The organism is Paracidovorax sp., assembly GCF_057642795.1.
Map to the genome: position 1 here is coordinate 81496 of NZ_JBXYZY010000009.1, position 12077 is coordinate 93572.

The following is a 12077-nucleotide window of genomic DNA, read 5'->3' on the forward strand; positions in this document are numbered from 1 at the left end:
CTACAAGCAGGATCGCGCAATGACCATGAAGCAAACCCTCACGGCGTGGGCCGCCGTCGCCATCGCGACAGCCGCGGTGGGCATCGCGCCAGCCCGGGCGGAATGCCTGAGCCCCGCCCAGGTGGCCGACCTGGCCCAGCACTACATGGACCGCACGCCCGCGCCCAACTTCCCGACACCGTCGGCGTCCGATGGCGCCTGCACCCGGGCCCGCTTCAACCAGCTGCTGGCCCAGAAGCTGGGCAAGGTCGTGGGCTACAAGGCGGGCCTCACCAATCCGGCCGTGCAAAAGCGCTTCAGTACCGACCAGCCCGTGTGGGGCAAGCTTTACGAGGGCATGGTGCGGCCCAACGGGCTGGTGGTGGAGGCTGCCTTCGGCGCCCGCCCGCTCTACGAGGCCGACATGCTGGTGCGCGTGAAGAGCGCGGCCATCAACCATGCGCGCACGCCCATGGAGGTGCTCGACCACATCGACCAGATCATTCCCTTCATCGAACTGCCCGACCTGCTGGTGCAGTCGCCCCCGCAGCTCAACGGCCCGGGCGTCGCGGCCATCAACGTCGGCGCCCGCCTGGGCGTGGCCGGCGAGCCGATCGGCATCCCTGCGACGCGTGGCGAGCGCTATGCCCTGCTGGAGGCACTGGGGCGCATGAGCGTGCAGCTGACCAACGAGCGGGGCGAGCTGCTGGCCCCCGCAGGCAAGGGCAGCGACATCCTGGGCCACCCGCTGCAGGCGGTGGTCTGGCTGGCGCAGGCGCTGCAAAAGGAAGAGATCACGCTGCAGCCGGGCGATCTGGTCAGCCTGGGCTCGTTCTCGCCGCTGCTGCCGCCGCGCGCAGGCCTCACTGTGACTGCGACCTATCTGGGTCTGCCTGGCGCCAAGCCTGTGACGGTGGCGTTCAAATAGGCCGGCTTCGCCGGGCCAAAGCAGCGGTACGGCAGAGGGGAAACGCACAAGAACAAAAGAAAGGGCACCCGGTATATGGGGTGCCCTTGATCTTTTGGCTTCCGGCATCGCTGCCGTGCCGCTGTCGAGGTTTGTCCGAACGGGGCCAAGTCGACCGCCGTTCGTCGTCTTCAACCTACCCGGCCGTAACGGTCGGAAAAGCGCACGATGTCATCCTCGCCCAGATACGAGCCCGACTGCACCTCGATCAGTTCCAGCGGAATCTTGCCCGGGTTCTCCAGCGCATGGATCACGCCCAGCGGGATGTAGGTGGACTGGTTCTCGCCCAGCAGAATCTCCTTGTCGCCGATCTGCACCTTGGCCGTGCCCGACACCACGATCCAGTGTTCGGCGCGGTGATGGTGCATCTGCACCGACAGCTTCTCGCCCGGATTCACCGTGATGCACTTGACTTGGTAGCGGTCGCCCTTGTCGATGGAGTCGTAGGCCCCCCAGGGGCGATACACCTTGCGGTGCGCCGACGCTTCGGAACGGCCCTGGGCCTTGAGCTGCTCCACGATCTTCTTGACGTCCTGCACCTTGGACTTGTCGGCCACCAGCACCGCGTCGGCGGTTTCCACCACCACCACGTCGTCCAGGCCCAGCACGGACACCAGGCGGTGCTCCGCATGCACATGGCTGTTGTGCACATCGTGGGCAAGCACGTCGCCGCGCAGCGAGTTGCCTTGCTCGTCCTTGGCGCTCACCTGCCACACTGCATTCCAGGCGCCTACGTCGCTCCAGCCGGCACGCAGCGGCACTACCACCGCCTTGTCGGTCTTCTCCATCACGGCGTAGTCGATGGAATCCTCAGGCGACTTGGAGAAGGCGGCGGCATCCAGGCGCACGAAATCCAGATCCTTCTTGCCCTGCTCGACGGCAGCTCGGGCCGCCTGGGCAATGGAAGGCGCGAAGCGTTCCAGCTCCTGCAGATAGGCCGAGGCCTTGAAGAGGAACATGCCACTGTTCCAGAGATGGCGGCCACCGTCCACATACGTCTTGGCCGTGGCCAGATCGGGCTTCTCGACGAAGGCCTGCACGGCGACCGGCGCCACCGGCTGCGCTGCATCTAGTCGCTCGGCCACGCTGATGTAGCCATAGCCGGTCTCGGGGGCAGTGGGCACGATGCCGAAAGTCACCAGCTTGCCGGCTTCCGCAGCCGGTATGCCTGCGCTTACGCTCTCGTGGAACGCCGCCGTGTCGGGAATGACGTGGTCTGCCGCCAGCACCAGCAGCAGGGGGTCATGGCCATCGGCCATGGCTGCGACGGCCGCTGCCGCGATCGCTGGCGCAGTGTTACGTGCCACAGGCTCCAGCACAATGGAATGAGCCGAGAGGCTCATCTCTCGGAGCTGCTCAGCCACGATGAAGCGGTGGCCTTCGTTGCACACCACCAGCGGCCTGACTGGCTGCCTGCCATCAAAGCCCGCGAGGCGCGAGATGGTGAGCTGGAAGAGAGTCTGCTCTTCGGTCAGCCCGAGGAACTGCTTGGGATAGCCCGCGCGGGATAGGGGCCAGAGACGCGTGCCGGAGCCGCCAGAGAGGATGACAGGGATCATGATGGTTGAATGGTAAGGATCGCTTATGGATTTTAAGTCTTTTGAGTGCAGCTGAATAATCCGCGAGAGGTGAATTCAGTTGTCGAGAGGTCGTTGATTTATCTCGGATTCCAGCTTGCTCCATCTAGTGGTAACCAGCTGTTCGAAATTCTTGCAAAAACGCTCTTCTGAAAAACGCTCGGCGTTCCGGCGGCAGACGACCGGTTGCACCTTAAAAGGCAGGCTTTCGAACCGCTCAACAGCGCTGATTAAACTGCTTTCTGTTTGTTCCTCAAAGAAAACCCCAGTGGCCTCCAGTTCGTTGTCTGCGTCAACAACGGTCTCCAGTGCACCACCCTTACCAAAAGCAATGACGGGCGTTCCGCAAGCCTGGGCCTCCACCGGGGTTATTCCGAAATCTTCTTCTGCTGCAAAGACAAATGCCTTAGCCCGTTGCATCTTGGACTTTAGTTGCTCGAAGGGCTGATATCCGCAAAGCTCTATATTCGATGTTGCGATTCCTCGAAGCTTTTGCATGTCAGGCCCATCACCAATCACGACTAGCTGTCGGCGGGGCATCTTCGCGAATGCCCTGACGATCAGATCCATGCGTTTATACGGGACCAGTCTGGATGCTGCGAGATAATATTCATCCTTCTCCTCACACAGCTCAAATGAGGTGACATCGACAGGCGGATAAATGACTTCCGCTTCTCGCCGATAAACTTTACGGATACGCCGGGCTATGAATCGGGAATTGGCGATAAAATGATCCACGCCGGCTGACGTTCTATAGTCCCAGATACGAATCTTATGGAGCATCCATCGAACTAACCACGATTTTGCGCCAGAGGTTAGTCCTGATTCACGAAGATACTGATGCTGTAAATCCCAGGCGTATCGGATCGGTGAGTGCACGTAACTCAGATGCAATTGGTCAGGCCCTGTCAACACTCCCTTGCTGACGGCATGTGCGCTGGATATTACAACATCGTAGCTTGAAAGATCGAACTGCTCAACCGCTAGAGGCATCAGCAGAAGATAGTTTCTGAAGTGATTTTGTGCCCCAGGAAGTTTTTGAATGAAACTGGTTGTCAGTTTCTTGCCGGCGAGAAAACCTGAATTCTGCACCACTTGTGGATCTGCAATCACAGCAAAAATATCAGCTGAGGGGAAGACCTTCAGTAGCTGCTCGATCACCTTTTCGGAGCCGGCAATTGTGGTAAACCACTCATGCACTATGGCAATCCGCAGGTCGTGGGGCAAAGCATTATTTTTCAAATCGAAAACCCTTTTTCTCTGACTTCAAATTTCACTTTGTCTGCCACCTTTTCCCAAGTGAACTCCTGAGCTCTTCGCAGGCCATCTGCGATGAGTCGATTGCGCAAATCATGATCGTAATATGCCTTGGATAAGCCATTGCGTATATCGTCAATGCTGTAGGGATCTACAAGCACTGCGGCGCCTCCCGCAACTTCAGGCATGGACGTGACATTAGATGTGACAACGGGAACGCCGGAGGCGAATCCTTCAACGATGGGAAGACCAAAGCCTTCATAGTATGAGGGGAAGAGCACCACAGATGCCCCCCTGTACAGCGCAGCAAGCTTTGCCTCGGATAACCGGCCGGCAAAGGATATAGCTTTCTCTATTCCGAGCTGTGCAGCATAATCCATCAACTCTTTTGATGGCTCTCCTGTAAAAACCAAAGAAACATCGCTCCCCAGCTCCGCAGACGAAAACGCAGCCAGCGCTGATTTCTCGTTCTTGTGGCCTTTCCGATTGCCCGTGCAAAGAACGTATTTTTTGTCTCCATACAATTTCTCGCCACTCACCGAGAAATCTCCGGAAATTCCATTGCCGACATTGATGACCTTATTGGCTGGAATATTCAGCCAATCAATTATTCTGGATTTTGAGTATTCTGATACCGTGAAGATGGACTGCGCTCTACTACAAAGGCGGCGAAGTACAATTCGGTAATAAATTCTCTTTAGGGCGCTGGAGTTCTCAGGCCGGTCTATGTGATTTAGATCATGCAGGGTAATAAAGTAGGGTGTATTTCCGAATAGAGGGGAATTATAAGCCGGGGATAGGTAGAAATAACCATCGGATGGTAGTTTGAGAAATATAATGGATAGTTTGATCGGATCTAAAGGAGACATGGGCCGCCCATCCAGGGGGAAATCTATTGTGCGGATCCTACCCTGCAGTTCATTTGCGAATCGTCCAATGCCATGAGATCCATTCCAGCGAGAGTCAAATATGCATTTCATTTCTCTTGCTTTTCTTGGGGGTTAGTGATTCGGATGCTATATAAGCGAATGCAAAAATAAAAGGAAATAGGTAGAATGAAATCAGTGACAGCCCGCCTGCTAGATACATTGCTATCGCAGGAATTAACATTTTTTTGTTTTCTGAAATAATTGCTGCGGCAGTTAATTTAATCAAAGCCAAAAAAAACAGAATCACAGCGAAAACCCCACCAAGCCCATAAAGGGCAATGTAATTGTTTTCTACGATAAATGCAGCTTCTCCTCCCATTCCAAATAGGGTCTGGATAGGGTCGGATGCGGCTAAAGCGACCAGTCTTGCAATCTGATCTTGTCTTACTGTGCTCGATGCGGTTTGCGATCCTAGGAATATGCCATTTATCTTGTCGATTAATAGGGCTCCAAAAACTCCCATTGAATCAAGTACATATAAGTAGAGGTATGCGCCAATGATTAAAAGCGCAGCTATCAATGCAACTGGAGTGATCTTCTTTTTACCCGGGAGGTAAATTACAAGAAAGGCTAGGCCGATAAATATTAGTAGGTAGCCAGTTATTGTGTTTTGCATCAATAGGAATGCAAATATAATAATTCCCAATGTCTTTTGCGCAGTCCTTGCATTCATGTAGTATGCTACAAATAGACCTGCCGTGGCAAGCATGTATGAGTCCATTGTTGGGTAGCCGATTGAGTATCTTCCGCCCCAGTCTCTAGGTGTTAGGCGCTCTGATAATCCAGTTGTGAGAGCTATGATCGATAAGGCGCAGTATATTAACGCGCCGGTTATGTATGTCGTGGGGATTGATTTGTACACGCTTGGGCTATCTTCTCTTAGCCATATAAGCGCTTGAATCAATAGGTATTGAATAAGAAGTTTAAGCCAGACACTAGCCCCACCAAAAGATAACTCATCTGCCCTCCCTATTTTCTCGCCATGGAAGTATATGGTCGTTGAAAGAGTTATGATTAGAAAAAACATCCAGCCTGCATGCCATATTATGCCAGGGCGGATGATGTTTTCTGATTTTTTTATTCTGGCGCAAAGTAGGTTGATGAATAAAAGGAAAACCGCAATCTCCTTGATGTATGAAATCGGATTGCCGGGTATGAATGTGTCTCTTAAGCCATCAAGGGTTGCAAATAATATAACAGTAATCAGTAGCCATCTATTAATTGCTGTGCCCATAATTATTTTAAACTTGTTTTGGATTTTCGAATAGTTTCGATAAAAAAAATCCAATTATTGAGGCGACCAGTGTTGCAGTGCTTGTTTTTATGGGGTTGCCATTTATTTTTGAATGATCCAGGGCGCTTATGTACTCTTGGATTATTTTTTCTCCCGAGTAGGATTTTGATTTCTCCCTGCATTCGATTTGTAGTTCGCTGTAATCCTTCGCCGACATTTTTTTTGTCTTGCGAATATAATTTTCTATGTCTTGAGCCGGTCGGTTGGCATTGGGTTCTATGAGATTGTCGCCGTCTATTTCTGATATGAAGCCATAACTTATTGCCGCTTTAGAGTACTCTACTGTTGTCAGCGAGGGAACCCCGCAGGCAGATGCTTCAATTAGACTGGTTCCTGAGCCAATGAATAGGAAGGCATCCTTTAGAGCGTTTTCGAATTCAGAGTAGCTCATTTTCCCATGAATAAATATATTGCCTGAAAGGCTATTTTCTTTCACGGCGTCCCTAAGTTCGTCTAGCTGCTCACCATCGCCGTGGATATGCCACTCCAAATCGCTGTAATCATCTAAAAGATTTTTTATGACGGGTATTAGCGTAAAGTTGTAGGTTTTGAAGCTGGTTATGCGGCCGATAGATACAATTTTTTTTCTTTTTATACTGCTGCGATCGATGAATGTGTATTTTTCAGTATCAACGAAAAGCCTGATTACATGTGAGTCATGGAGGTCAATGCCAAGTTCTTGGGAGTGAAAATCTCTTCCTGCTGAGTTGCCAAAAATAATTGAGCTGGCTGGAACTTGCGTTTTTATTATTTCTCTCAATTTTTTGTGATGAAAACCAAAGAGGCTGGTTTTTGGGCAAAAAATTTCAGTCTGATAGGCGCCAAGGCAAGCCTTCGTTTCTCTGTAGCCTCCTTGACACAAAAGCCAGGACCCAATCAATAGTGCTCGTGAGATGGTATAGAAGGCGACATCAAAATCTTGGCCCAAGAGTTTTCTGATTTTTCCTTTAGAAAAGGGGAATGCCTCTTGTAAAAAAATCACCCTGCAATAAGGAGTGACTGCACTAAGGAGTTCGTGGTTTGTTTTTTTTTGTAAAAGGAGGAGGGTGATATCTATCCCTGATTTGTTAAGCAGTGGAATGATTCTGGCTAGAAGCGTTTCAACGCCACCTATTTCGAAATGTAGGTTGACAATTAGTAGTCTCATTGGATTATTGGCGCTGATTAAATTCCATATGCTGTTTGTTTAAATTATTTCTAAATTTTTGCGCGCAGCAGCAGTAGAGTAAGTATGAGGTAGATGCAATATGTCAGTATGTATGCATAAAAGGGCGCCAAAGATCCTAGTGTTGGAATAAAGAGATGACTTATGCTGATTAGCATTAATCCTTGAACTACCTCGCCAAGAACGCATAAGCGCACGTGCCCTCTCGCTGCCAGAATCGTTGTGCCTACATAAGAAAGCACTCTGGCAAAGTCCCCCGCGATTTGCCATGGTAAAAAATTAGACATCCCTTGAAAGGCCGGGGTGAAGATGATGCTTATCCAGTAGCTTTTTAGCGTTAATACGGAAATGGAAATGACCGCCATGAGGCCAATCATGAACGTATACGTTTGTAAGAGTGTCTTTTTCGATAATGGCCGAGATGCGTTGCTGGCAAAACGCGCAAAAAGCATTACGGAAAGAATAAGGAGTGGCAGTTGGGTGTAGGCTTCTGAAATGCGTGTAGTAGCCTGCCAAAGCCCAAGTGTGGAACTGTCTCCATTCTTTTCGATCATCAGTCGGACTGCAATCAGCGCGGCAGGGATAATTGCTCCCGCAGATATGGAAAGTACTCCAAAACTCAGAAGATATTTGCTCTTCTTCTTGATTTGAGATTTTCTTAAAATCACTGCTGAGAATTTCTGGATTTCTCTTGAATAAAAGCGGGAAATAAGAAAGAACGGCAGCGCTTGTGCTGTGGGCAGCCAGATCATTCCTAGCAAGGCACCAGTTGCGTGATAGAAATGGCTGAGCATCCACATGCCAGCGAGTCCCAGCATGCTCCCTCCAATCATCGATCCTGCATAGAGATCTGCTCGTTGATTGCCGTTATTCTGTCCTTGACCAATTCCAGACAAGGCAATTGGCAACGCTGCAGCGATGAGCGCCGTGATGATGAGCCCTGCATCGTTACGCCCTTGCAGAACTGTTTTTTGCAGCCATGAGTTGGCGACAATTAATAAGAGCATTAAAACTGCAGCAAAGCCAAGTGCAACATATCTTGCTGTTTTTACGTAGGCAGCTTTGTCAGCGGGCGTCGATTGATCATCTGCATAAACCCTGGCCAATCCGATGGCTATCCCTCCCCCCGCCAAAAGGACGACAATATTTATCAGGCTACCGATCTGCCCGGTAATTCCGAAGCTTTCAGGGCCAATGTGTTGTGCACATATCTTCACGGCTACCAAGCCCGCAATGAGCTTGATGCCGAGTGCCAGACCAAGTCCAGCAGTTCTTCTAAAATCTTTCACTCAAAATCTTAATTCAAGCTGTCAAGTAATGAGTCGATGACGTGGTCACACTGCTGATCTGTCAATTCATAAAAAAGAGGCAGGCGTAATAGGCAATTTGAGAAATGGTCACTATTTGGTAGTGCCCGGCCGTCGTGCTTTTCTTTGAAGTAAGGGCTGTCGTGCAAGGAGAGATAGTGAAATACGGCATGTACGCCAGATTTTTTCAGATCGGCAATTATTTTGGTCCGCTGGCCGATGTCGCTGCAGACTAGATAAAACATATGGGCATTGTTTGTTGCCCATTTTGGTATTGCGGGGAGCTTGATTCCATGGCGTGGAAGTTCGCCAGAGAGTGCGTTCCAATATTTTTGCCAAATATCTTTGCGCCTTGCCTGGATGAGGTCAATATTTTCTAATTGTGCATAAAGATATGCGGAGATAATGTCGGATGGTAGAAAGGATGAGCCAACCTCCACCCAGCCATACTTGTCTACTTCTCCTCGGAAAAAAGAACTGCGGTTGGTGCCTTTTTCTCTAATAATTTCTGCTCTCGAAATATCGGATTTTTGATTGAGTACAATCAAGCCACCTTCCCCAGAAATAACGTTTTTTGTTTCATGAAAGGAAAATGCACTCATTCGTCCGATGCTGCCCAGGGGGCGTCCCTTGTAAAAGGAGTCGACGGCCTGAGCTGCGTCCTCAATCACGGAAATACCTCTGGAAGACGCAAGGGTGATGATGGGGTCCATGTCGCACGCCACGCCAGCATAGTGGACCACCACAATGGCTTTTGTTCTCGCTGTAATGAGGCTTTCAATCTGGCCAGCATCGATATTGGGGTTGTCTGTCGCGCTGTCTGCGAAAACTAGCTTCGCCCCTCGTAAGGCGAACGCGTTCGCGCTGGATACGAAAGTGAATGAAGGAACGATAACCTCATCTCCCTCCGTTATATCGAGCAACAAGGCGCACATTTCGAGTGCATCCGTGCATGAAGTCGTCATTAATGACTTCTGGAAGCCATATTTTTGTTCAAAGAATTGATGGCAGCGTTTTGTGAACGACCCATCTCCTGAAATCTTTCCCGATGCCACAGCCTCGGCAATATAAACTAGCTCTCGTCCGTGTAAAAAAGGCTTGTTAAATGGAATCATTTTGCTCTGCCTCGAATTGATTTGCTATGTTGAGTAATTTTTTGCTGCGATCTTTTATTATTTTAGCGGGGCAGCCTGCATATATTTTCCATGCAGTGGTGGGTTTTGTTACTAAGGACATGGCGCCCACCGAAACGCCCTCTGAAATATTCGCTCCAGGGAGAATTATTGCTCCGGCGCCGATGATGCTGTACTTCCCCAGGTGAACTGATTTGAATATCTCGTTCTTGTATTTTTTGGGTATTAGTGAGTTTGTCATGGACTCGCCACTGTAGTCGTCGCTTTGGGAGAATATTTTGACCCCGTAAGCTAGTGTTGCATAGTCTTCGATTGTTATTCCTGGCGTCCCTCCTGCAACTAAACACTGAGGGGTGATGTGGCACCGCTTCCCTATGGTGACTTTCCCCGAGATTACGCAAAAATCATCGATGCGAGAAAAATCGCCAATAGAGATATCCTGGCAATTGTATATGGCTGCAAAAGAGCTTATCTTTACTTCTCTTCCCAAGCTTTTGAATCCCAAACTCTTTAGTTCTTCGTTGGATAGGTAGGGCATTGCATTTTGTTTGATGGGGGTTTAGTATGAGCCTGATCCACGTAATACTACGGCAACAGTGCGGAATAAGATTTTCAAATCTTTTGCGAGTGTCCAGTTGTTTACGTATTGAGTGTCAAGAGATATACGCTCTGCGTAGCTCAGGTTCGATCTTCCGCTTACTTGCCATAGTCCGGTGATGCCGGGACGAACACTCTCATAAACAGGGCTGTGTACTCCATATCGCTCATCTAATTCCTTCCGGACGACAGGGCGTGGGCCCACTAGACTCATATCCCCTCTCAAGACATTCCAGAATTGAGGTAGTTCGTCCAAGCTGGTTTTGCGTATGAAGTGGCCGAATCGAGTTATGCGTGGGTCATTTCGAAGTTTGTGGGATTCTTCCCATTCCTGGCGAGCTAGGGGGTCATTTGCCAGAAGATTGGCCAGCACTTTTTCACTGTCTACAACCATAGAGCGGAATTTCAGACAAGGAAAATTTCGCCCGTGTCGCCCAATCCGTGTATGTTTGTAAATTGCTGGAGAGCCTGTGGTCAAAATGACAGCAATCCACACCAAGATATACAGCCAACCAAAGAAGATGAAGAAGAAAATTGCACCTGCGATATCTGTCAACCGTTTTGTCGCCCTTTGAATGCGGCTGTGCGCTTTCGTTTCGATTGGATTGCCATTTAGCGAACCGCTTGGCAAATTATTTGGGCTAATTTTTTCATGCACGGCGAAATTTTCCTTTTGCGGTTGCTTTTATTTCTTTTATTATTTCTTTCTTTGTTTCATCTTTGCTGCTTTTTTCCATCGAATTTCTGAGTAAGAGGAAGATGAATATTGTGAAAATTGTGGCAATGAATGTAATTAGTGTGATTAGCAGTCTTTTGGGCTTTGATTTTTTTTCTGGAGGCTTTGCGGTGTCCACGACTTGAATAATCGCTCCCTCCTTGCTTTCGTCTATTTTTGCTATTTCGAACTGTTTGGCAAAGAGTTCAAATAGAGACTCTTGGTATTTGAAGTCTCGCAGCTTTTCTATGTAGTCATTACCTTTGGGTGTCGGTTGCTCGCGTTCCGCTTTGGATAGCTGCTGTTGTAGTGCTGAAAGCTCTGCTTGTGCTTGTTTTACTTCGGGGGCGTAGGTGGTGAGATGGCTTTTTAGTGCGGAGATTCTGATCTCCTGAGCTGTGATCTGAGCTCGCAGCCTGGCTGTGCCTTCTAGTGCGGTGTTGGGGTTGGTATTAAGTGCGGCTATTCCCACTCCACTTTCGGCCAAGGATTGTTGGGCTTTTGCTAAGGCGGTTTTGGATTCTTTTAATTGCTTTTCAAAGAAGACACGACGTTGTTGGGCTTCTGTTACTGCTAATCGGTTGAGTAGTGTGCTTAATTCTTCAACATATGAATTTGCTACGTCGGCTGAAAAATCCGGGCTTTTGTCATCAAAATTAATTGTGATTAGTCCATCTTTGCCGCTTGTTATGCTTGTTCTTTTTTCTAGTATTTTTCGTGCGTCTTGCCTGTATTTTTCGTCATATCGATTGAGCAGGTCGAATTTCTCAATGAGTGCATCTGCAATTGTGGTGGATTTGAGCAGTGCGACATATTGATCTGTAGGGTTCTTTAATCCCGAGGCAGCCCCTGCTAGTCCTCCAATTGCCCCCAAGGACTGGAGCATGGTAGCTGCCATGCTGGTTTGTTGTTGGGGTGGGAGGAAAGTTGTTTCTGCGGTGAAAGTCGGTGTGACAATGAAGCTAATTCCAAGAGCCATAGCGCCCGCCACAATTGGCCCCACTATCAGCAGGCGCAGGTTTTGGGAAACTACAAGCAGTATGTCTAGCAGGCTGACTTCATCGTCTTCCTGAACGTTTTCTTCTGTTTGACGGAGGGCTTTGTCTAAAGTGCTCATTCGGTTTTTCGTTGCGGTTTGTGAGCTTTTAATGGTTGCA

At 49.5% G+C, this 12077-nt stretch carries 10 protein-coding genes and 1 pseudogene; 1 reads left to right on the plus strand and 10 read right to left on the minus strand.

All coding sequences use genetic code 11. The features are described 5' to 3' along the window. Window positions 1-19 precede the first annotated feature (19 nt). A complete protein-coding gene (locus AC3A84_RS05185; RefSeq protein WP_487968580.1) occupies window positions 20-907 on the plus strand; it encodes a 2-keto-4-pentenoate hydratase in 888 nt (295 codons plus the stop codon). 170 nt (window positions 908-1077) lie between these two features. On the opposite strand, the gene AC3A84_RS05190 is transcribed toward AC3A84_RS05185, so the two are convergent. The 10 genes and pseudogenes from AC3A84_RS05190 to AC3A84_RS05235 all read right to left on the minus strand — a co-directional run bounded on the left by AC3A84_RS05190 (window position 1078) and on the right by AC3A84_RS05235 (window position 12037). Next, entirely contained in the window at window positions 1078-2505 is a 1428-nt protein-coding gene (locus AC3A84_RS05190) for a mannose-1-phosphate guanylyltransferase/mannose-6-phosphate isomerase (protein ID WP_487968581.1), read from the minus strand. A 144-nt stretch (window positions 2506-2649) separates the two neighbouring features. Then, window positions 2650-3738: pseudogene (locus AC3A84_RS05195) on the minus strand (glycosyltransferase family 4 protein); the annotation flags it as partial. 23 nt (window positions 3739-3761) lie between these two features. Next, a complete protein-coding gene (locus tag AC3A84_RS05200) occupies window positions 3762-4649 on the minus strand; it encodes a glycosyltransferase family 4 protein (protein WP_487968582.1) in 888 nt (295 codons plus the stop codon). Between the two features lie 94 nt (window positions 4650-4743). Next, the gene (locus tag AC3A84_RS05205) at window positions 4744-5943 is read right to left on the minus strand and encodes a hypothetical protein (protein ID WP_487968583.1); all 1200 of its coding nucleotides are present in this window, start codon (window positions 5941-5943) and stop codon (window positions 4744-4746) included. Window positions 5944-5950: 7 nt separating this feature from the next. Continuing rightward, window positions 5951-7150, minus strand: a complete 1200-nt coding sequence (locus AC3A84_RS05210) for a glycosyltransferase family 4 protein (RefSeq protein ID WP_487968584.1) — start codon at window positions 7148-7150, stop codon at window positions 5951-5953. Between the two features lie 50 nt (window positions 7151-7200). Further along, complete coding sequence (locus AC3A84_RS05215; protein ID WP_487968585.1) at window positions 7201-8457, minus strand: MATE family efflux transporter; 1257 nt, start codon at window positions 8455-8457, stop codon at window positions 7201-7203. 8 nt (window positions 8458-8465) lie between these two features. Then, window positions 8466-9590, minus strand: coding sequence for a dTDP-4-amino-4,6-dideoxygalactose transaminase (gene rffA, locus AC3A84_RS05220; protein WP_487968586.1), 1125 nt, complete (start codon window positions 9588-9590; stop codon window positions 8466-8468). Continuing rightward, complete coding sequence (locus AC3A84_RS05225) at window positions 9577-10146, minus strand: acyltransferase (protein WP_487968588.1); 570 nt, start codon at window positions 10144-10146, stop codon at window positions 9577-9579. Before AC3A84_RS05225 ends, rffA begins: the two co-directional genes overlap by 14 nt. A 21-nt stretch (window positions 10147-10167) precedes the next feature. After that, the gene (locus AC3A84_RS05230; RefSeq protein ID WP_487968589.1) at window positions 10168-10863 is read right to left on the minus strand and encodes a sugar transferase; all 696 of its coding nucleotides are present in this window, start codon (window positions 10861-10863) and stop codon (window positions 10168-10170) included. Beyond that, a complete protein-coding gene (locus AC3A84_RS05235) occupies window positions 10856-12037 on the minus strand; it encodes a Wzz/FepE/Etk N-terminal domain-containing protein (protein ID WP_487968590.1) in 1182 nt (393 codons plus the stop codon). The genes AC3A84_RS05230 and AC3A84_RS05235 overlap by 8 nt, the downstream gene beginning before the upstream one ends. Window positions 12038-12077: the final 40 nt, after the last annotated feature.

Coding starts and splice junctions, on each gene's coding strand:
- AC3A84_RS05185 (WP_487968580.1), top strand. CDS start 20: ATGACCATGAAGCAAACCCTCACGGCGTGGGCCGCCGTCGCCATCGCG.
- AC3A84_RS05190 (WP_487968581.1), bottom strand. CDS start 2,505: ATGATCCCTGTCATCCTCTCTGGCGGCTCCGGCACGCGTCTCTGGCCC.
- AC3A84_RS05200 (WP_487968582.1), bottom strand. CDS start 4,649: ATGTCTCCTTTAGATCCGATCAAACTATCCATTATATTTCTCAAACTA.
- AC3A84_RS05205 (WP_487968583.1), bottom strand. CDS start 5,943: ATGGGCACAGCAATTAATAGATGGCTACTGATTACTGTTATATTATTT.
- AC3A84_RS05210 (WP_487968584.1), bottom strand. CDS start 7,150: ATGAGACTACTAATTGTCAACCTACATTTCGAAATAGGTGGCGTTGAA.
- rffA (WP_487968586.1), bottom strand. CDS start 9,590: ATGATTCCATTTAACAAGCCTTTTTTACACGGACGAGAGCTAGTTTAT.
- AC3A84_RS05225 (WP_487968588.1), bottom strand. CDS start 10,146: ATGCCCTACCTATCCAACGAAGAACTAAAGAGTTTGGGATTCAAAAGC.
- AC3A84_RS05235 (WP_487968590.1), bottom strand. CDS start 12,037: ATGAGCACTTTAGACAAAGCCCTCCGTCAAACAGAAGAAAACGTTCAG.